This window comes from Candidatus Limnocylindrales bacterium (genome assembly GCA_035626395.1).
In the GTDB taxonomy this organism is placed as follows: Bacteria; Desulfobacterota; Binatia; order UBA1149; family CAITLU01; genus DASPNH01.
On record DASPNR010000042.1, the window covers coordinates 543,503 to 563,948 of the forward strand.

14 protein-coding genes are annotated in these 20,446 nt (G+C 67.3%); 9 read left to right on the forward strand and 5 right to left on the reverse strand.

Features of this window, described 5'->3' with window-relative positions; translation table 11 throughout:
• The first annotated feature begins 116 nt into the window (after nt 1-116).
• From VEC57_18005 to VEC57_18020, 4 genes are all read left to right on the forward strand, one after another.
• Nucleotides 117-1,271 (forward strand): acyl-CoA dehydrogenase family protein, encoded by a 1,155-nt coding sequence (locus VEC57_18005; GenBank protein ID HYC01034.1) that lies wholly within the window; start codon nt 117-119, stop codon nt 1,269-1,271.
• A 58-nt stretch (nt 1,272-1,329) separates the two neighbouring features.
• Nucleotides 1,330-2,466 carry a hypothetical protein gene (locus VEC57_18010; GenBank protein HYC01035.1) on the forward strand — a complete coding sequence of 379 codons (1,137 nt, stop codon included), beginning with the start codon at nt 1,330-1,332 and terminating at the stop codon, nt 2,464-2,466.
• Between the two features lie 143 nt (nt 2,467-2,609).
• Complete coding sequence (locus VEC57_18015) at nt 2,610-3,260, forward strand: DedA family protein (GenBank protein HYC01036.1); 651 nt, start codon at nt 2,610-2,612, stop codon at nt 3,258-3,260.
• A gap of 12 nt (nt 3,261-3,272) precedes the next feature.
• A complete protein-coding gene (locus VEC57_18020) occupies nt 3,273-4,670 on the forward strand; it encodes an ATP-binding protein (GenBank protein ID HYC01037.1) in 1,398 nt (465 codons plus the stop codon).
• Here VEC57_18020 and VEC57_18025 read toward each other — a convergent pair.
• Nucleotides 4,621-6,735: an ATP-binding protein gene (locus tag VEC57_18025; GenBank protein HYC01038.1), complete on the reverse strand. Its 2,115-nt coding sequence runs from the start codon at nt 6,733-6,735 to the stop codon at nt 4,621-4,623. The two genes, VEC57_18020 and VEC57_18025, sit on opposite strands and share 50 nt — an antisense overlap.
• Nucleotides 6,719-8,221, reverse strand: a complete 1,503-nt coding sequence (locus VEC57_18030) for an ATPase domain-containing protein (protein HYC01039.1) — start codon at nt 8,219-8,221, stop codon at nt 6,719-6,721. Before VEC57_18030 ends, VEC57_18025 begins: the two co-directional genes overlap by 17 nt.
• Nucleotides 8,222-8,671: 450 nt before the next feature.
• Between VEC57_18030 and VEC57_18035 the strand changes: the two genes are divergently transcribed.
• Nucleotides 8,672-10,525 (forward strand): acyl-CoA dehydrogenase, encoded by a 1,854-nt coding sequence (locus VEC57_18035; protein ID HYC01040.1) that lies wholly within the window; start codon nt 8,672-8,674, stop codon nt 10,523-10,525.
• A gap of 75 nt (nt 10,526-10,600) precedes the next feature.
• Nucleotides 10,601-11,458 (forward strand): acyl-CoA thioesterase II, encoded by an 858-nt coding sequence (locus VEC57_18040; protein ID HYC01041.1) that lies wholly within the window; start codon nt 10,601-10,603, stop codon nt 11,456-11,458.
• Between the two features lie 108 nt (nt 11,459-11,566).
• Here the strand turns inward: VEC57_18040 and VEC57_18045 are convergent, their stop codons facing one another.
• The 3 genes from VEC57_18045 to VEC57_18055 form a co-directional block, all read right to left on the reverse strand.
• Entirely contained in the window at nt 11,567-13,783 is a 2,217-nt protein-coding gene (locus tag VEC57_18045) for an AsmA family protein (GenBank protein ID HYC01042.1), read from the reverse strand.
• 261 nt (nt 13,784-14,044) lie between these two features.
• A complete protein-coding gene (locus VEC57_18050; protein HYC01043.1) occupies nt 14,045-16,555 on the reverse strand; it encodes a DUF4215 domain-containing protein in 2,511 nt (836 codons plus the stop codon).
• 141 nt (nt 16,556-16,696) lie between these two features.
• A complete protein-coding gene (locus VEC57_18055) occupies nt 16,697-17,542 on the reverse strand; it encodes a MaoC family dehydratase (GenBank protein HYC01044.1) in 846 nt (281 codons plus the stop codon).
• 160 nt (nt 17,543-17,702) lie between these two features.
• Here VEC57_18055 and VEC57_18060 point away from each other — a divergent pair, with 160 nt between their 5' ends.
• The 3 genes from VEC57_18060 to VEC57_18070 all read left to right on the forward strand — a co-directional run bounded on the left by VEC57_18060 (nt 17,703) and on the right by VEC57_18070 (nt 20,443).
• Nucleotides 17,703-18,545, forward strand: a complete 843-nt coding sequence (locus VEC57_18060; GenBank protein HYC01045.1) for an LLM class F420-dependent oxidoreductase — start codon at nt 17,703-17,705, stop codon at nt 18,543-18,545.
• Nucleotides 18,545-19,717 (forward strand): acyl-CoA dehydrogenase family protein, encoded by a 1,173-nt coding sequence (locus VEC57_18065; GenBank protein ID HYC01046.1) that lies wholly within the window; start codon nt 18,545-18,547, stop codon nt 19,715-19,717. Before VEC57_18060 ends, VEC57_18065 begins: the two co-directional genes overlap by 1 nt.
• A 99-nt stretch (nt 19,718-19,816) precedes the next feature.
• Complete coding sequence (locus VEC57_18070; protein ID HYC01047.1) at nt 19,817-20,443, forward strand: class I SAM-dependent methyltransferase; 627 nt, start codon at nt 19,817-19,819, stop codon at nt 20,441-20,443.
• Nucleotides 20,444-20,446 lie beyond the last annotated feature (3 nt).

The window sequence follows — 20,446 nt, forward strand, 5'->3', positions numbered from 1 at the left end:
GCCGGCCAGCACGCGGGCGATGCCGCGGCGTAGCCGGCAGCCCGAAGCCGATGTTGCGGCCCGCACGGCCGCTGGCGCGCTTGCGGCAGGCGGCGGCGCGGGACAAAACCGCCGCCATGACGACGGCCATCTCGACCGAAGATCTCCTGTTCAACCCGACGCCCGAGCACACGATGCTGCGCGAAACGGTGCGTCGCTTCACCGAGAGCGAAGTCGAGCCGCAGGCCGAAGAGCACGACCACACCGGCACGCTCAACATCGGGCTGCTGCGGCGCTGCGGAGAGCTCGGTCTGCTCGGCCTGACCGTTCCCGAAGAGGACGGCGGCGCCGGCATGGACGCGGTGGCTGCCGTCATTGCGCACCACGAGCTGGCCAAGGCCGACCCCGGGTTCACGCTGGCCTACCTGGCGCACTACGTTTTGTTCGTAAACAACTTCTACAACGCCGCCAGCGCCGAGCAGCGCGCGCGTATCCTGCCGAAGGTGGTGGCCGGCGAATGGGTCGGCGCGATGGCGATGACCGAGCCCGGCGCCGGCACCGACGTTCTCGGCATGGCCACGACCGCCGAGCGCCGCGGCGACGCCTACGTGCTCAACGGCCGCAAGATGTTCATCACCAACGGCTACGAGGCCAGCGTCATCCTGACCTACGCGAAAGTGGAAGGCCGCATTACGGCGTTCGTGGTGGAGCGAGGGTTTCCGGGCTTTTCCACCGGTGAGCCGATCAAGAAGATGGGCATGCGCGCCTCGACGATGTGCGAGCTGGTGTTCGACAACTGTCCGGTGCCTGCCGCCAACCGCCTGGGCGAAGAAGGCGGCGGGATCACGTGCATGATGCGCAATCTGGAGATCGAGCGGCTGTGCCTGGCGGCGATGAGCCTCGGCATTGCCGATCGCTGCGTCGCCGAGATGATCGCCTATGCCGGGCAGCGCAAGGCGTTCGGCCGGCCCATCGCGGAGTTCGGACAGATCCAGCGCTACATCGGCGACTCTTTCGCCGAGCTGGAGGCGGCGCGGTGCCTGATCTACCGCGAGGCGGCGCGCGTGGCGCCCGGCAGCCGCAACCGCGTCGGCACCGATGCCGCCAAGCTGTTCGCGGCGCCGATGGCCAAGCGCGTCGCCGACAACGCCATGCAGGTGCTCGGCGGCTACGGCTACACGAGCGAGTACAAGATCGAGCGCTTCCTTCGCGATGCCAAGCTGAACGAGATCGGCGGCGGCACGCTCGAGAGCCATCAGAAGAACATCACCCGCGACCTGGTGAAGGCATGACGGCCATGGGGCCGGGCACGCCCGCGCCGCGCTCGACGCTGCCTCTGCCGGTGCGCACGTGCAGCCGAAACGCGAGCGAGAGCCGTCCGAGGCGATCATGCTGACGGCCTACGACGACTACCCGCTGCATCAGGCGCCCTGGCCCATCGATCGGGTGGCCACCAGCGACCGCAACTTCTACGACCGCTACTACTTCAACGTCCATGACACCGGCTGCCAGGCGTTCCTCGCGCTGGGCCTCGGCGTCTATCCCAACCTCGGCGTCATGGACGCGTTCGCCTGCGGCGTGCGCGGCAGCCGGCATCACATCGTGCGCGCGTCCCGTGCGCTGGCGGGCGACCGTCATGCCACGGTCGTCGGGCCGATCCGGGTCGACGTCATCGAGGGCCTGCGCCGTCTCCGCATCGCCTGCGATGCGCCGGAGCGGCCGCTGTCGTTCGACATCACCTTCGAAGCCTGGAGCGATGCGTACGAGGAACCGCATTTCCTCTATCGCAATCCGCTCGGCCGCACGGTCATGGACTACACGCGCCTGACGCAGCTCGGCACGCCGACCGGATGGATGCGCATCGGCGACGAGAAGTTCGCAGTCGGCGGCGAGGGCTGGCGCTCGGCGCGCGACCGGTCTTGGGGAATCCGGCCCGTGGGCGACAGCGAGCCCGACGGCGCGCTCGTGGATCATCCCGAGCGCATGCAGTTCTTCTGGAACTGGTCGCCGGTGCACCTGGGCGACGTCGGCGTCCTGTACACGGCCAGTGAGCATGCCGACGGCAGGCGGTGGCACCAGTCCGGTGCATTGCTGGCGCGCGGCGGCGGCGCGCGCCACGCCGTCGGCGTCGACCATGATCTGCGCTTCGAGCCGGGCACGCGCCGGTTCGCCGGCGCCGAGGTCGTCGTCGATCTCGGCGACGAGCGCATGACGCTGCAGTACACGCCGCGGCTGCGCTTTCTCATGCCCGCCATCGGCTACCGCGGCCCCTGGGCGCACGGGCAGTACCAGGGAAGCCTGAAGGTCCAGGACGACATCTGGGATGCCGACGATCCGGAAACCGCCATCGTTCATGGATGGCTGACCGAGACGCTGTGCGACGTCCGGGCCGGCAGCCGATGCGGGCAGGGCATCTTCGAGATGGCCGTCATCGGCCCGCATGCCAAGTACGGCTTCGAGGACGTTTTCGACGGCTGGAAGGGGTGAGGGGCAGGCGCCCGTGCGTCTGCGCAGCCCGGGTCGCGAAAGGCGAAAGTGCAGCGATGGTTGCAGGGGCGTGCCGTGACGGCGCGGGTTCCTGCGGCGCTGCATTGCCACCGGCTCGGCCCTCTGCCATTTAGGCCCGCTCTATGGACTGGCTGACCGGTTTCCTCCAGACCATCCTGCACCTGGACGATGCGCTGCCCCAGTGGGCGGCGATGTACGGGACGTGGATCTACGGCATCCTCTTCCTGATCGTGTTCTGCGAGACCGGGCTGGTGGTGACGCCGTTCCTTCCCGGCGACTCGTTGCTGTTCGCCGCCGGAGCGGTTTCGGCGGCGGCCCCCGAGCACATGAACGTGCATCTGGTCGTGGTGCTGCTGATCGTCGCGGCGGTGATCGGCGACGGCGTCAACTACTCGATCGGTGCGATGCTCGGAGATCAGGTGCGCGAGGGGAACCGCTTCATCAAGAAGGAGCACCTCGAGCGCACGCACGCCTTCTACGAAAAGTACGGGGCCAAGACGATCATCCTGGCGCGTTTCGTTCCCATCGTGCGCACGTTCGCGCCGTTCGTGGCCGGCGTCGGGCGCATGACCTACGCCAAGTTCGCGACCTACAACGTCGTCGGCGCCATCATCTGGGTCACATCGCTGACCTACGCCGGCTACGGCCTGGGCAACGTTCCCTTCGTCAAGAAGAACTTCGAGATCATCGTCCTGGCCATCATCTTCCTTTCCATCCTGCCGGGCATCGTCGAGCTGATCCGCGCGCGCCGCGCGCCGGAAAAGCTGATCTAGCCGCGGCGCCCGATGACCGGCGAGAGGCCGCTCGAGGAACCCTCCCAGGCGCTGGCGGCGCAGCGACGCGCGCGACAGGCCGAGATCGAGCCGCTCGTCCTGCCCGACATGCGCGAGCGCCTGCGGCAGGGCATCTTCTTCATCGCTGCCGCACTGGCGATCTACACGTTCGCGGTCATGGTGACGTTCGAAGAGCGCGAGGCGCTGCGTTTCGAGCTCAACGCAGGCCGCGTCCTCGGCTTGGCCGCGTGCTGGTGGGCGCTGCGCGTGCCGCGCTCGCGCCGCTTCGTGCTGGGGACCGGAATGGTCGCGGCCGTGTTGGTGGTAGGCGTGGCGCTCGCTCTTTCCCGGCTGCGCAACGACAGCGTGGTGCTGCCGGTGCTGACGGTGGCGACGGTTCCCTTCGCCGCCACGCTGGTACCGTGGGGGGCGCGCGCGCAGGCGCTGTTCGCTTCAGTCTGGGTGCTCGGCTGCCTGGCCAACGGCGCACTGAGCTACGGCAACCTCGGGGCCTGGGCGTTCTCGCCGCTGAACCTGACCGTCTACAACGTGTGCGGCCTCTCGGTGTACGTTGCCGCCGTCTACGAACGCTCGCGGCGCGCGATGGCGGCGCGGCTGGACGATGCCCGCCGCAGCGACGAGGAGCTGGAGGCGCTGCACAGGGAGCTCGAGCGCCGCGTGCGCGACCGGACCGCCGAGCTGGAGCTGGCGAATCGCGAGCTCGAGGGCTTCAGCTACACGGTATCGCACGACCTGCGCTCGCCGCTGCGGGCCATTCACGGCTTCGCGCACCTGCTGTCGGAGGAGCTGAGCGACACCGCGCCCGAATCGGCACGCGAGCATCTGGCCAAGATCCAGCGCGCGACCAACCGCATGGACGGGCTCATCGACGACATGCTGACGCTGGCGCGGGTCGGCCGCAGCGAGGTGCGCTATGACACGGTGGACGTGGCCGAGCTCGCGCGCTCGGTGGTGGAGGAGCTTCAGACCGAGCAGCCTGACCGCCGCGTCGAAGTGCGCATCGGCGACATCCCGCTCGTGCGCGGGGACCGCGCCTTCATCCGCCTGGTGATGGACAACCTGCTGCGCAATGCGTGGAAGTTCACGCGCTCGCGCGAGGTGGCGCGTATCGAGGTCAGCGGCGAGGCGCGCGGCGACGTCGTCGAGTGCACGGTGGCCGACAACGGCGTCGGCTTCGACATGGAATTCGTGGGCAAGCTCTTCAAGCCTTTCGAGCGCCTGCATGCCGATGACTATGACGGAACCGGCGTGGGACTGGCGACGGTCGCGCGCATCGTGCAGCGCCACGGCGGCACGGTCTCGGCGATGAGCGCGCCCGGCGGGGGCGCCAGGTTCTCGTTCACGCTTCCGCGTCCGGCTCCGCAGACGTCTCTCGTGCACGGTGCCTGAGGGTCGTACCGAGGCCCGCCACGATCCTCTCGAGCTCGCCCGGGTCCATCGGCTTGGTGAAGTGCCGGTCGAAGCCAGCTTCGCTGGCGCGTGATTTGTCCTCCTGCTGACCCCAGCCCGTCAGCGCCACCAGGTGCATCGATTTCCCCCATCGCTCCTGCCGGATGCGGCGCGCGGCCTCGTAGCCGTTCAGGCGCGGCATGCCGATGTCGAGCAGGACGACGTCGGGACGGAAAGTGGCGGCCTCTTCGACGGCCTCGATGCCGTCGTGCACCGTTCGGACATCGTTGCCCATCAGCCGCAGCATCATGCCCATGCTCTCGGCGGCGTCGCGATTGTCGTCGGCGACCAGGATGCGGCAGGACTTGCGCTGAGCTGGCGGCCGCCGCGAGGGCCGCGGCGGTGCCGCCTCGGCCGCGGTTGCCACCGGCAGCGTCACGCAGAACTCGCTGCCGCGGCCGACGCCCTCGCTGCGCGCCTCGACGCTGCCGCCGTGCATCTCCACCAGGCGCTTGACCAGTGTCAGCCCGATGCCGAGGCCGCCCTGCGACTTCTCCAGCGAGCGCTCCACCTGCGTGAACATGTCGAAGATGGACCGCAGCGCGGGCGCCGGAATACCGATCCCGGCATCGCGCACCGACACCGTCACCTTGTGATCGTAGTGCCGGCAGGTGAGCCAGATCTTGCCGCCGGGATCCATGTACTTGGCGGCGTTGTTGAGAAGGTTGGAGAACACCTGCGCCAGGCGCACCGGGTCGGCATCCAGATGGATCGGGTAGGGCGCGACCTCCAGCTCCAGCTCATGATGAGCGGCATCGATGGAGGGGCGGGCCGTATCGACGGCATTCTTGATGATGTCGCCCAGCTCGACCCGTTCCTTGCGCAGCTCGAGCTTTCCGCGCGTGATGCGGCTGACGTCGAGCAGGTCGTCGATCAGCCGCACCATCTGTGCCAGCTGGCGCTCCATCATCGTCCGCGCCTGCTCGCTCGCGCCCGGATCGCCCTGTGTCAGGGACATGATGTGGAGGGCGTTGCGGATCGGCGCCAGCGGGTTGCGCAGCTCGTGCGCCAGCGTGGCCAGGAACTCGTCCTTGCGCCGGTCCGTGTCGCGCAGCTCATCGATCAGCCGCACGCGTTCGTAGGCGGAAGTGACATAGCGCGTGATGGTCTCGAGGAACTCGATCTCCTCCAGGTCGAAACGGACACGCTGGCGACTGGCGAAGGCGAGCGCGCCGAGGAGCTTGTCGTCGGCCATCATCGGCGTGCACGCGTAGGCCTGGAAGCCGAACTGGCGCACGTTCTCGAGCAGGGGGTCGTTGGTGTGCTGGATGTAGGAGAACGCCATGGGCTGGCGTTGTCTGGCAACGGCTCCGCAGATGGATGTCGACATCGGCAGGTGCGCAAGCCGTTCCTGAAGCTCGGGCTCGACGCCTTCGCTGGCTTCCAGCCGGAGCGCTTCGCCGCCGTCGTCGCACACGAAGCTCAGGAACGCGTCCAGGCCGAAGTGCGGCGCGATCTTGTAGAAGAGCGTGCGCATCATCGCCTCGGGGTCCTCGCTGGTCAGCAGCACCGAGGCGGATTCCCACAGCAGGCGCAGCCGGCTGGTCTGCCTGCGCAGCGAGGTATCGGCCCGATGGAGCTCATCGAGATGGTCGCGAAGCTCGTACTGGCGGCGCCGCGCCCGGACGGCGGTGTGGAGCGCGCTCACCAGCGTCGTCACTCGCACCGGCCGTTCGAGCACCGTGATGTTGCCGAGCAGCTCGGTGGCCATGGCCGCCGCGGCCGAGTCGGCGCCGGAGGTGCAGAGCATGATGATGGGGATGTCGGACCACGCCGGCTGCCGCTGCAGCGCCTCGGCGAGCAGGTAGGAATCCGGCCACGACAGCACTTCGGGCGTCAGCAGGATGGCGCCGGCGCCGTCGAGCATCTGCGACGCGACCTCGGCGACATTGGCGCAGAGGTGACAGCCGAGGCCGGCGTCGCCGAGGACGGAGCGGCTGATCTCGGCGTCGCCGGGCGTCGGCGCCAGAACCAGAATGCGCTCGGCTTCAGTCGTTGTCGCCATTGCGCGCCTCGATACCGTGGAACTGCGATCCCACGAGCACGGGCGTGCCTGTCAGTACGCCCTGGAACTCCCGAATCGGCTCGCCGATCTGGATTCCGTGGCGGTCCATGAAGATCTCGCGGATTTCGGACTCATGGACGCCAGTGCGTTTCTTGATGACGGAAATGGCCTTGCGCACCGACCCGTATGCCTCGAAGTAGCGAAGCGTCAGAACGGTGTCGGCCAGATAGCTGGCATCGACCGGAACGTGAATCTGCGCTCCGACCAGCCCGTGGTTGGTCATCGTCAGCAGCGAGGTCACTCCCTGGCTTCCGAGGTAGGTGAGCAATTCGTGAAGATGGAGTGTCAGGAAGCGCTCGGTCGGCATCGCATTGAGGTAGCCGTTGAGGCTGTCGACGACGACGATCGTGACGCCGCGGTCTTCGACGGCGCGCCGCAGCTCGTGCGAGAGCTCCCCGGGCGTCATCTGCGCCGGATCCACGCGTCGCAGCTCGAGCGTTCCTGCATCACGGAGCTTGAGAACGTCCATGCCGAGGCCGGCCGAGCGCTCGATGAACGTCGGAACAGACTCGTCGAAGAGCAGGACGATCGTCTTCTCGCCGCGAGAAGCGGCGGCGCAGACGAACTGCCCCACGACCGTGGACTTGCCGGTGCCGGCCGCGCCGAGGACCAGCGTGCTGGTGCCCTTGGCCAGGCCACCACCGAGGAGGTTGTCGAGCGGCACGATGCCGCTCCGGATGTTGTCGCGCTCGAAATCGCTGCTGTAGTGGGCCGCGACCAGGCGCGGGAAGACGCGAACGCCGCCGGTATAGATCGAGAAGTCGTGGTAGCCCTCGACATAGGCGCGCCCGCGCAGCTTGGAGAGCTGCAGGCGCCGCCGCGAGGCGCCGTACTCCGGTGATGTGCGCTCGAGCGAGATCACGCCGTGCGCGAGGCTGTGAAGATGCATCTCCTTCTCGTCGCCGGTGCGATCGTCGATGAGCATGACCGTTGCCCGCATGCGCGCGAAGTGATGCTTGAGCGCGAGGATCTGGCGGCGGTAGCGCAGCGAGTCCTCGGCCAGAAGCCGAAGCTCGGAGAGGGAGTCGAAGACGATGCGCGAGGGACGCAGCCGCTCGGTCTCGGCCAGCACCTGCTTGGTCGTGGCGGCCAGCTCGACCTCGGAAGGATGGTACATCGTGTAGCGCGCGTCGGGCTTGAGAGTCTCCTCGGCCGGGATGATCTCGAGCATGTCGATTCCTGACAGGTCCCAGCCGTGTGCGGCTGCCGAGGCGCGCAGCTCGCGCTCGTCTTCGGAGAGCGCGACGAACAGGCAGCGCTCCCCGTTGCGCGCCCCCGCCATCAGGAATTGCATTGCCAGCGTGGTCTTGCCGGTGCCGGGATGGCCCTCGAGGAGATAGAGCTGCCCGGGGGCCAGGCCGCCGCGGAGAATTTCGTCGAGTCCTTCGATGCCGGTTTCGAGCAGGGCAGGAGAATCGGGCTGCACGGTTCCTCGATCGGTGCCGGCACCGCCGAGGCCGGCTCACGACAATGGTGGTATTCGGTATGCGCCGGTTTGCAATGCCGGGCAGGAGACCTGCAACGAAGATAGGCCGAAGCGGCGGCGGCAGGTACCGGGTTGCACGATGGAGGCAGGAAAATCGTGCGTCCGCGCCCCACCCGGCGGCGCCCCCGGTGACGTCGGCAGGGATCCTTTGCGCTCCAATGTCGCCTAGATGGACCGTACCATCCGGTACGCCGCAGCGCGTAAATCACTTGATCGAGCACGGCGCCTTCGCCAACATCGGTCGCCTCGCCGAGAACCTTCGATTCGCGGCCAGGCTCATACCACCGGCTCCGTCAGGAGTTCGCCGCCCCGGCGACCAGCGTCACAGGGGCATGGGCTGTGGGGGCCTGGCGATTCATGGGGGACCAGAGCTAAGGAGGAGCATCGGCGATGGCCGAAGCGGCGATCAATTTCTTCAAGACCGACCTGCGCTCGATCCAGTTCACGCTGTACGAGCACATCCGCATTCAGCAGCTGTTCGAGCACGAGTTCTACGCCCATCTGTCGCGGCAGGAGTGCGATCAGGTCATCGACCAGACGGTGCGCTTCTGTAACGAGATGATCGGGCCGCTCAGCCAGATCGGTGACCGCCTCGGCTGCAAGCTCGAGGACGGGGTGGTCAGGACCCCTCCTGGATACAAGGAGGCGTGGAACAAGCTCTACGAGATGGGGCTTCCCAACTGGCGCCTATCGCTCGAAGAGGGCGGCTTTCAGGGCCCCTCCTCGATCGGCGTCATCCTGGCCGAGCTGCAGTCGGGCGCCAACACCGCCTTCTCGATGTACCCGGGCCTGACGCACGGCGCGGCCGAGCTGGTCGCGTACTTCGCGCGGCCCGAGGACAAGGCGCGCTTCCTTCCTCCGATGCTCGACGGCCGTTTCTCGGGAACGATGTGCCTGTCGGAGCCGCAGGCAGGTTCCGACGTCGGCGCCGCCAAGACCAAGGCGGTTCGCATCGACGGCAACCGCTACAAGATCAGCGGCACCAAGTGCTGGATCAGCGGCGGCGACCAGGACATGTCGCAGAACATCGTGCACATGGTGCTGGCGCGCGTCGAAGGCGCTCCCGAGGGCACGGCCGGCATATCGCTGTTCATCGTGCCCAAGTACCGCGTCAACGACGACGGCAGCGTCGGCGAGTTCAACAACGTCGTGACCGCGTCGATCGAGCACAAGCTCGGCATCAACAGCTCCACCACCGCGGTGCTCAATTTCGGCGAGAGCGGCGACTGCATCGGCTATCTCGTCGGCGAGCAAGAGAACGTCGGCATGAAGCAGATGTTCCACATGATGAACGGCGCACGCATCGAGGTCGGGGTGCAGGGGCTGGCCGTGGCTTCGACCGCCTACCTGAACGCCCTGCACTACGCGCGCGAGCGCAAGCAGGGAACCTCGGTCAAGCGTTTCAAGGACCCGGCCGCGCCCAAGGTGCCGATCATCGAACACTCCGACGTGCGCCGCATGCTCATGGAGATGAAGAGCAAGATCGAGGGCATGCGCGCGCTGACGGTCAAGCTGGCGTTCAACGAAGACATGCACCGTGCGCTGACGGCCGAGGGCAAGCACGACGAGGCCGCGTTCTACAAGGGCCGCGTCGACCTGCTCACGCCGATCGTCAAGGCGTACTGCTCCGATCAGAGCTTCCGCGTCTGCGAGCTGGCCATCCAGGTCTACGGCGGCGCCGGCTACGTCAAGGACAATCCGGTCGAGCAGTACCTGCGCGACTCGAAGATCTTCTCGATCTACGAGGGCACCAACCACATCCAGGCCCTCGATCTCGTGGTGCGCAAGCTGCGCGGGCGAAGCGGCCAGGACCTGACCGACTTCCTCAGCGACATCACCGGCTTCGTGCAGCGCTACTCGGATGATCTCGCCGTCGGCAAGGAAGTGCAGATGCTGGGCGAGGCCTCCCAGGCGCTGCAGGAGGCGGGCGGCGCGCTCATGCAGTACATGATGACGTCCAAGCTCGATCAGCTCACGCTCTGCTGCTCCCCCTTCCTGGAGGCGATGAGCGAGCTGACGGTCGGGCACCTCTTGCTGGAGGCGGCGGTGATCGCCGAGCGCGAGCGCACGCAGGACGAGCGGCAGAACCAGGAGGAGTTCGACTTCTACGCGGGGCGCGTCATGTCGGGCAAGTTCTACGCGAACTTCGTCCTGCCCAACGTGCTCGACCGCTGCAAGGTCATCACCAGCGGCGACCGCAGCGCGCTCGACATACCGGACGCTGGTTTCTCCACCGTGTGGTAGAAGAGAGGGGTCAGGTCCTGCGTTCGAGCATTTGCTCCTCGAAAGGCTCGAACGAGACCTGACCCCATTCCCGCCATGCCGCATCCGCTGCTAGACGAGGTCGTCTCGCTCCTGGACGTCGAGGAGCTCGAGGTCAATATCTTCCGCGGCTACAGCCCCGAGGAAGACCGCCCCCGCGTCTTCGGCGGCCAGGTCGCGGCGCAGTCGCTGATGTCGGCGGCGCGCACGGTGCCGGCCGATCGGCGCGTGCACTCCCTGCACAGCTACTTCCTGCGGCCCGGCGACATGCATGCGCCGATCCTGTTCCTGGTCGACCGCATCCGTGACGGCAAGTCGTTCACGACCCGCCGCGTGGTGGCGGTGCAGCACGGCGAGGCGATCTTCAACATGGCGGCATCCTTCCAGGTCGCCGAGCAGGGCGTGGAGCACAGCCTGGAGATGCCGGCCGCGCCCGATCCCGAGTCGCTGCCGACGCAGGCGCAGCGGCTGGCCGCCTTCGACCGCAAGCTTCCGCGCCGCGCGATCGAGCCGCGGGCGATCGACATGCGCTGGTGCGATCCTCCCGGATGGAAGCCGAACAAGGGCGAGGAGGGCAGGGCGATGGTGTGGATGCGCGCCGACGGCAGGCTTCCCGCCGATTCGCTGCTGCACACGTGCGTTCTGGTCTACGCCTCCGACTACACGCTGACGGAGACGGTGATGCGCCCGCACGGCGTGCACTGGAGCGATCACGGTGTGATGGCGGCGAGCCTGGACCACGCGATGTGGTTCCACCGCGATTTCGCGGTGGACGACTGGTGGCTGTACGTGGAGGATTCTCCGGCCGCCTCGGGCGCGCGAGGCCTTGCGCGCGGCGTGATCTTCGATCGTGCCGGCAGGCTGTGCTGTTCGGTGGCACAGGAGGTTCTGCTGCGGGTGCCTCCCGCTTCCTGATCCGCTCTCCGTGGTGATGCTACGCGCGTCTGCAGCCAGACCGTCGCTATGCATGCGCGCGAATGACTGCGGCGGCGCGGCATACGCGCGGCGGCGGTTCTCGCCCGTCTACCTGCGCGTCGCCTTGGCCGGCTGGCTGCCCTGCGAGCCGCTTTCGGCGGCCGGATAGGATCTGCGCACGCTGCGCTCGCCAGCCTCGTTCCCGGCCTTCTCGTCGTCGCCGCCGATGCGATCGACGACGTCCTTGGCGGTGCCGGTGACTTTGTCGAAGGCGCGCTCGACGATGTTGTCCTTCTCGCCGTCGCCGTCGGGATCGTCCTTGGCCGCCGCCTCGGAGGGCGCGGCCGCGTCGCCGGCGCCGGTACCGCCGACGCTGGCCTGCTGCGGCCCGCGTCCCTGCATCTCGCGCAGGTAATGGCCGCAGCCGTTGTCGCCCTTCTCCGTGTCCAGGTCGAACGGCGTCAGCAGTCCCACCACCGGCGCGAGCAGGAAGTTGACCTTCTGCATGGTGCTGCCGACCGGCCCGAGCTTGAGCGGGTCCGGGTAGACGTCGAGGTTCTCCAGCGGACCCTCCACCCTCAGGGCCTGTCGCAGCGCCAGCAGGCTGACGTCCTTCGGATGCGGCTCGATCGTCAGGTCCAGGTGCTCGGTAGCCAGGTCCAGCTTGAGGTCGGCCGTGATGTTGCTGGCCTTGGTGTCGATCACGAACAGTTCGCTGCGCGCCTTGCCGTTCTCGGCGGTAAGGTCGAAGGCGGCGCAGCGGATGAACAGCGGCTCGTCGCCTTTCAGCAGCACGCCGATGCTCTTCATGATGTCGAGGCCGATCAGCTCCATGAGAAGGTGGCTGACCTGCGCATCCGCCATCGCCAGCTGTGCCTTGCCGTCGGCCGTCGAGGCCATCTCGCGAAGGGAGCCGCCTCGCATCGCAAGCTTGATGTCGCCGCCCAGGCGGCCGCGCGTCTCCTCGGTGAACGGGGTGTCGCCGAGGATGCGCTCGACCAGCAGGTTGCGCGCGTGCAGATCGGCTTCCATGCGCAGCGGCTGGCGGTCCGAGTACAGCGTCGAGAACAGGTTGACGCGGCCGCCGGCGACGTCGAAGGCGGCCGGCGTCGTACGCAGCGTGCCGTTCTCGAGCTTGATGTTCAGATCGAGCTTGTCGATGGGCAGCCGCGTCGGCGCGATCACCTTCTCGGCACGCAGCCGTCCGTCGATGTCCATTGCATGCAGGCGAGGCACGTCGACGGCGTCGTCCGGGATGACGCGTCCGTCGCCGGTGCCGGCGGCGGCCTCCGCGCGCTGCTCGGCCGATGCCGTCTCGCCCGGCCCCGTCGCGGGAGGAGCGCCGACGAGCGGGCCCAGGTCGTCGAAGTCGAGCTTCTTGGAACGAAAGTCCGCCGTCATCTTCGGACGCTCCGGCGCCAGATCGATCCTGATGTCCCCGCTCATGTCGCTGTCGCCGAGACGTCCCTCGAAGTTCGTGAACGTCCACACCTCGCCTTCGTGCGCCAGCCGGCCGCTGAGCGAGTAGGGAGGGGTCTGTGGGAAGACGACGCCGATGAGCGGATAGAGCCTGGACAGCGAGTCGCCTTCGACCTTCATGGTCGCATCGACGCCGCTGCCGTCGCGCGCGCCCACGAGCTGGCCATCGATCATCGCCGACGTGTCTCCGGCGGTGACGGCGATGTCGAGAGGGAACGGTCTCGATTCGTCGTTCAGCTCGGCGATGGAGCCGGCCCGCAGCGTCAGGCGCGCCGGGAGCTTCTGGTATCGGCCTTCGGCGACGACGTTGACTCTCTTCGACAAGCGTCCGGTGGCGGTGTCGAGATCGAGGTCGACGTTGGACTGCGGCGCGCCTTCCTTGGTGTAGATCACCCGCGTGTTGCGAAGATGCAGGCGCCGGATGCCGGGCATCTCCGAGCGCTCGTCCGGTGCCGGGTCCTCGGCGTCGGCCGCACCGAAGGTCCAGTTGTTGCTGCCGTCGGCGCGCTCCTCGAGCCTGGCCACAGTGTCCTCGATGCGGATGCGCGGAAAGACGAGGTCGCCTCGCAGAAGCCTTCTCAGCGCGAGAGAGATGTGGAAGCGCCCGACCTCGAGCATGTGCTCCTCGTTGCTCCAGTCGGCATTGCCGAAATACACCTGCTCCACGCGCAGGTGCGGCTTCCACGACAGGATCTTGACCTCGACGTCGCCGCGCACTTCCAGATCGCGCCCGGTGGCATCGGAGATCGCTGCGACCACCAACGGGCCGAGGCGATGCCAGTTGAGCGCGATCAGCCCGACGAACACGACGAGCAGGAGCGCGAGCGACCCGAACGTGTACATCATCACCCGTCCCAGACGGGAGCGCGGTCGCCTTATCCTTGGCACGTGCTTTCGACGCGGCGAGGCCCGTCCCTCTTCGACGCCGGTGCGGCGTTGTCGGCGAAAGAATCCTCCGAGCGGGGGACGCGGCCGCGGGCAAGGGCGATGGCGGCCCGGTGCACCGCGCGGTGCGGGCATTCGCGCTAACGCACGAACGAAGAACGCCCGGCCTCTTTCGAAGCCGGGCGTTCATGCGTTGCGTCCGTGCCGGAGCGCGGACCGTTATCAGGGAATGTAGAACGTGCCGATGGGGATGAACATCTCATCCTCGGTGGTGACGCCGCCGGTCAGCACGCAGGCATCGCACACCGAGCCCGGGCACAGCGTGTCGTTGCCATCGCAGTAGCCGCCCTTGTTCGGGCCGCCGAGGCAGCGCGACCGCTGGTTGTCGCTCAGCACGCACGTGGACGAGGGACAATCGCCGTTGTCCTCGCACGGCAGGCCGCCACGCGAGCCGCTGACGCAGCGGGCCGTATCGTCGCACGGTCCGCCCGGGAGCAGATTGGTTCCCGTGGGCTCGGGCGATCCCGACTTCGTCTTGACGTCGGCAGGATCGCTGAAGCCGTTGTCGAACAGGCCGCAGAACTTGATCGTGCGGTTGGCCGTGGTGCCCGAGAACACCATGGGCGGATCCGGATACAGGTTCAGCGCGTCCGAGTAGTCGTAGTTCTCGAAGAAAAGGTCTTCGGGATCGCCCGGCAGGCAGTTCGGATCGGTGCGCAGATAGCCCTCGGGAGTATTGCCTCCGTTTCCGCACGGCGTCTGCGGCGGCAGGTACATGCGGAAGCGCTTCCCGCGCTTGTGCGTATGCGAGAACAGGTGGAACAGGTGCGTGTTCTGCGCGAACGTGTGCGTGGCGCAGTACTCGCGCTGCTCGAACGGCGGCACTTCCTGCGTGAAGATGTAGCGCGAATCGAACAGGCCCTGCGCCGGCCACTGGCGATCGCTCGTGTAGGTCAGGTTGATCCACGCCTCCATCTCGGTGTTCTGCGAGGTGAGGTTGAAGGCGTGCGAGTTCCACACGATCAGGCCCTTCAGGGGCAGCACGCTGTAGACGCCGGCGGGGAAGCCGAAGTTTGCCGTCGACTCCTGCGAGCCCGAGAACTGCGGCATCTTGTTGCCGAACGTGCTCGCATCGGGCGCGCCGTAGCCGAGGCATGCAACCGCTGCCTCGAAGTCGCTGCCGCATACGCCGCCGCTGCCGCACGCATTGGCGTTGGCAGGGTCGCACGCCGCGTTCGGCGTCGGGCCGCCGTAGCACTTCCAGCCGCCCCAGCCTGGATCGGTGTAGTCATAGGCTCCCGAGTAGATGTGGATGATCGAGTGATGCGACTGCGCGTCCTGGAACAGCTCGTTGCCGCTGTAGGTGAAGCACTTGCCGGCGTTGGTGCCGTGGTCGTTGGTTCCGGGAAAGGCTCCGGGGCAGTCGACGATCATCTCGGCGGGCACGGCGCCTGGAGCGCTCAGGTCGTAGTAGGTGGACACGCAGCCTTCCACTTCCGAATTGGCCTGCAGGTTGTAGCCTGGCTGCGCGAACTGCACGCCCACGCTCGGATCGGGAACGTCGGGCTGCGGGATGTCCAGAGGCGTCGGCTCGGGCAGGCAGCTTCCGAGAAGCTCGGCCGTTCCTTCGACCACCCCGGTCTCGGGCGCGCCGCCTCGAATCCACAGGCGGAGGGCCTCGAGGTGCTCTTCGGTCATCGTCGCGCCGCCCGAAGGCATCGGGGTGCCGGGCGTCTCGTCGTAGTCGGGTTCGATCCCGTCGTCGTCGGGCGCCAGGGTCTTGGCCGCCAGCTTCAGGTAGAGCATCGACTTGTCCTGATCGCCGGGGAAAACGCGATCGGTGGTCGGGTCGATTTCCGAGGCAACGCCGACGAGGCTCGCATGCGAGGCGCCTTCGCGCAGATCCATGCCGCCTTCCTGAGCCGACCCGTGGCAGATGTCGTTGGAGCAGCCGTAGACGGGATTGTCGAAGATCAGTTCCTGGATGCCTTCGAAGGTGCTGTCGAACTCCGCTTCGGAGGGATTGCAGCCGAGGCAGAGGTTCGAGCAGGTGTCGGTATCGTCGAAGTTGCCATCGTCGCACTCCTCGCCGATCTCGACGACGCCGTTGCCGCAGACCGCGGCGCACTCGGTCGGCGCAAGGCTCGTCTTGGCCGACACGCGGCCTTCTTCATTGAGCGAGAACTCGGCCTGACGGTCCTCGGAGTATTCGGCGCAGAAGGAGTGCTCACCGATGGTCAGCGTGATCTGGACGGCGTCCTGAGGGCCGACGATGGCGAAGGGCCAGTGAATGCCCTTGCCTGCGATCTGCAGCGCGCCGCCAGCGGCGCCGCTCTTGACCATGATCTTGGAGACGCCCTTGTAGGGCCCGTACAAAGGGCTGAGGTTCTTGTACTTCCAGCCGGTGGGCGCGTCGGCCGGCCCGATCGGCGACCAGAAGTCCGGGTTCAGCTCGATGACGCCGGTGGAACCGGCGTAGTCGCCGAGGCCGCGGACGATCAGCGTGCTGCGCTCGACTCGCGGGTCCTCGCCGATGCTGATGGCGTTGATGTTGATCTGGTCCTTGGATTTGAAGGTGAATTTGTTGGCCGAGCTATCAGCCCGGTAGGACATCTTCAGCAGGTTGCCCGCCACGGGCCAATGATCGCCATCGTGCGCCGCCGCCGCCGTCGCCCACAGTCCCGCTCCGACCACCGCGAAGGTCAGTCCCAGATTTTTCCAAGATTTTGCCATGTTCCCTCCCCGGAACCCCAGCCTGGTGAATTGTCGTACTGATTATTCGCCAGACCTTGCACAGTCAATGCAAAATCTGCACGCGTGTGGGCGAGTGTGTGCGGCTCCGCTCCCGCGCCGCACGGCCAGCCCAGGCTCGAGTCAGCGCAGGGCGCTGGCAGTGCCGACCACGACCCGGGTTCCGTCGGCCTTCTCCACCCAGACGTCCAGATGGACGCGCCGCCGGTCGGCCTCCGGAACCTCCTCGACCTCCTCGGCGCAGGCCCGGATCGTCTCGTCGGCCCACAGCACGTTGACGAGGCGCACGTCCATCTTGCCGCCGGCCAGGAAGCCGAGGCCGAAGTGGCGCGTGAGCAGCTCGGAGGCCACGCAGATCGGCAGCATCCCCTGCACGACGATGTCTGGAAACCCGAACGCCTGCGCGACCTTGCGATTGGTATGGTAGTTCTCGGTGGGCCCCGAGAAGGCCATGCAGACCGGCTCGGTGACGGTACGCTCGAGCGGCTCCAGCGCGACGCCGCGCCCGCCGATCTCGAAGCGGCGGTCCGATCGCTTCTCGCGCTCCTTGTCGACGGCGACGGTGCCGGCGGCGGCGTTGTCGATGACGAAGCTCTGATGCGTCAGGCCGCGGTTGAGCAGGCGGCCGCCGGCATCGAGCACCCAGGTCTCCTTGACCACGTAGTCGCGGCCGCGCTTGCGGTAGCGGTCGCGGATGAAGCCGCGGGTTCGAACGGGAGTGCCGATAGCTATCGGTGCGAACAGCTCCCATTCCTGGCGCGCATGGAGGTTTCCCCAGAAGTTGGCCAGGTACCAGCTGAGGTCCTCGTAGCACTCCGAGTGCAGCACGAGCGCCGGAGCGACTTCGTCGTACAGAGGAAGCCGGTGATCGAGCGCCTTCTGGTAACGCTCGACCAGCGCGCGATCGATGACCAGCTCGCGACCTCCGAAGTCGCGTCCGACATAGACGGGCTCACCGTTGACGTTCATGTCCTGTCTCCTGACCTGCACCGAGGAAGGTCCGCCGGCCACGTCCGCTTTCGCTCCGATCGTCGGCGAACCGCCAGACTCGGACACCGCGTTGTCTTGCGCGGTCCTCTCGCCTAACTTCCCGCATCCGGCCGGGTGAGAAAAGCTGCGAGGTTGCCCAGTGAAATACGGACTCACGATCTTCGTCACCGACTACGCGATGCCCGCCACCGACCTTGCGCGGGAGGCGGAGGCCCGAGGGTTTGAATCGCTCTGGTTTCCCGAGCACACGCACATACCGGCCTCGCGCGCGACGCCGTTTCCCGGCGGCGGCGACCTCCCGAGGCACTACTACGATACGTTCGATCCTTTCGTCACCCTCGGTGCCTGCGCGGCGGTCACCAGGACGCTCAAGCTCGGAAGCGGGATCGCGCTGGTGATCCAGCGCGATCCCATCGTGCTGGCCAAGGAGATCGCTACCCTCGACCAGTTGTCGGGCGGCCGTGTCCTGGTCGGCATCGGCGGCGGCTGGAACGTCGAAGAAATGGCCAACCACGGCACCTCCTTCGCCAACCGCTGGAAGGTGCTGCGCGAGCGCGTCGAGGCGATGAAGGCGATCTGGACGCAGGAGAAGGCCGAGTACCACGGCGAGACCGTCAGCTTCGATCCCATCTTCAGCCGGCCCAAGCCGGTGCAGAAGCCGCATCCGCCGATCATCCTGGGAGCGCACGGGACCAAGGGCATCGCGCGAGTCGTGCGCTACTGCGACGGGTGGATTCCGATCGGAGCCTTCACCGACGTCGAGCGCGATCTGGTCCGGCTGCGCGAGGCGGCGCGCGAGGCTGGACGGGATCCTGACAGCATCGAGGTCAGCGTCTTCGGTGCGCCCGCCGACGCGGAGGTCCTGCGAAAGTACAAGGACATCGGCGTCTCGCGCGCCGTCTTCGGGCTGCCGTCCGAAGGCGCCGAGCAGCTTCTGCCCATGCTCGACCGCTTCGCGGCGCTGGCGCGCGAGATCGGCTGATGCCCGCAGCTCGCTGGCGGACGCCCGAGGTCGAGGCGTTTCGCGCCTCGCTGCGCGCGTTCCTGCAAAAGGAGATCGTTCCGCATCTTGCGAGCTGGGAGGCGGCGCGCCGAACCCCGCGCGAGTTCTGGCTGGCGATGGGCCGGCACGGCTTCCTGTGTCCGTGGCTGCCCGAGCAGTACGGCGGGGCGGGCGCCGAGTTCGGGTTCTCGGTCGTGCTCTGCGAAGAGCTCGGCCGAACCGGCTTCATGGGCCTGCAGACCGGCGTCTCGGTCCATTCCGACATCACCGTGCCTTATCTTGCGGAGCTGGCGAGCGAGGAGCTCAAGGGCCGATGGCTGCCGGGATGTGCCAGCGGCCACACCGTCACGGCGATCGGCATGACCGAGCCATCGGTCGGCTCGGACCTGGCCGCGCTCAAGACGACGGCGGTTCGCGACGGCGACCACTGGGTCATCAATGGGCAGAAGACGTTCATTTCCAATGGCATCGACTGCGACCTGATCGTCGTCGCGTGCCGCACCGACCCCGCCGCCGTTCCCTCGCACGCCGGCATCAGCCTGATCGTGGTCGAGGAGGGGACGCCGGGATTCATCAAATCGCGCCAGCTCGAGAAGATGGGCCAGCACATCCAGGACACCGCCGAGATCTTCTTCGAGGACTGCCGCGTCCCGGCCACCAATCTGCTCGGCGAGCCCGGCCGCGGCTTCCGGTACCTGATGGCGAACCTGCAGCGGGAGCGGCTGATGATCGCCATCGCTGCCCAGACAGCGGCCGAGCAGATTCTGGAGAAAACGCTGCCTTACGTGCGCGATCGCAAGGCGTTCGGACGCCCGATCGGCAGCTTCCAGCACAACGCGTTCAAGATCGTGGAGCGGGCCACCGAGGTCGAGATCGGGCGCACCTTCCTCGATGCCGTCATTGACGAGTTCGAGGCCGGTGAGGACATCACGCGCCGCGTGTCGATGGCCAAATGGTGGATGAGCGACCTAGCCAACGCCGTCGCCTACGACGCCGTCCAGCTTCACGGAGGCTACGGCTACATGAACGAGTATGCCGTCTGCCGCGACTACATCGACGTGCGGGCGATGCCGATCTACGCGGGTTCGAACGAGGTGATGAAGCTGATCCTGGCTCGCATGATGCGCCTCGATCCTGACATACGCGATTGACTGGACGCGTCGCCGCTTGCTAGGTTCCCGCTGATTTTTCCGAACATGCACGTCGGACGCGTTGGGGCGCCCGACAACCGCGGGAAATCCTTGGGTCAGATGGCGGGGAAACAGCTCAGGCCCGGCGAGGCCGACAGCCGGGACATTCGTCGCGATGAGCGCGCGGCGGTCAACAAGGCGCTACGATCGGTGGGCAAGGTCCGCACTGTCCTCGACGTCGCGTGCGGCAACGGGCGCTGGTCCGACGTCCTGGCCCGCGGCCGCGGCCGCTCGCTCGTGGACCTGGACATCTCGGCGGTCGCGCTCGAAGCGGCGCGCCAGTCCAAGAACGGCACCAACATCCGCGGCTACGTGCGCGGCGACGCCGGCACGCTGCCGTTCAGCCCGCAGTCCTTCGACCTGGTCGTCTGCCTCGAGTTCCTCTGTCACGTGCGGGGACCGGGGCGTCTGCGAGCGCTGCGCGAGATGCGGCGCGTGAGCCGCCGCTGGGTCCTGGTCGAGTATCAGCATCGCGAGGGCTTGAAGTTCGCCTGGCAGCGCGTGCGCCGGCGGATGGGCCTGGAAGCCCGGTTCCCACGCAATCATCTTTCGCGCGAGCAGATCGACGTCGAGCTGCGCCGCGCCGGTCTCGGCATCAAGCACATCTTCCCGGTAGGCGGCGCCTTCTCCAGGCGCTGGATCATCGTGGCCGAGGCGCCGTCGCCGGCCTGGCTGGCCCACAACTGAAGC

Bases quoted from the DNA above. Each gene is read 5' to 3' on its own strand.
- VEC57_18035 (HYC01040.1), top strand. From the start codon at position 8,672: ATGGCCGAAGCGGCGATCAATTTCTTCAAGACCGACCTGCGCTCGATC.
- VEC57_18070 (HYC01047.1), top strand. From the start codon at position 19,817: ATGGCGGGGAAACAGCTCAGGCCCGGCGAGGCCGACAGCCGGGACATT.
- VEC57_18020 (HYC01037.1), top strand. From the start codon at position 3,273: ATGACCGGCGAGAGGCCGCTCGAGGAACCCTCCCAGGCGCTGGCGGCG.
- VEC57_18015 (HYC01036.1), top strand. From the start codon at position 2,610: ATGGACTGGCTGACCGGTTTCCTCCAGACCATCCTGCACCTGGACGAT.
- VEC57_18040 (HYC01041.1), top strand. From the start codon at position 10,601: ATGCCGCATCCGCTGCTAGACGAGGTCGTCTCGCTCCTGGACGTCGAG.
- VEC57_18055 (HYC01044.1), bottom strand. From the start codon at position 17,542: ATGAACGTCAACGGTGAGCCCGTCTATGTCGGACGCGACTTCGGAGGT.
- VEC57_18050 (HYC01043.1), bottom strand. From the start codon at position 16,555: ATGGCAAAATCTTGGAAAAATCTGGGACTGACCTTCGCGGTGGTCGGA.
- VEC57_18025 (HYC01038.1), bottom strand. From the start codon at position 6,735: ATGGCGACAACGACTGAAGCCGAGCGCATTCTGGTTCTGGCGCCGACG.
- VEC57_18005 (HYC01034.1), top strand. From the start codon at position 117: ATGACGACGGCCATCTCGACCGAAGATCTCCTGTTCAACCCGACGCCC.
- VEC57_18065 (HYC01046.1), top strand. From the start codon at position 18,545: ATGCCCGCAGCTCGCTGGCGGACGCCCGAGGTCGAGGCGTTTCGCGCC.
- VEC57_18045 (HYC01042.1), bottom strand. From the start codon at position 13,783: ATGATGTACACGTTCGGGTCGCTCGCGCTCCTGCTCGTCGTGTTCGTC.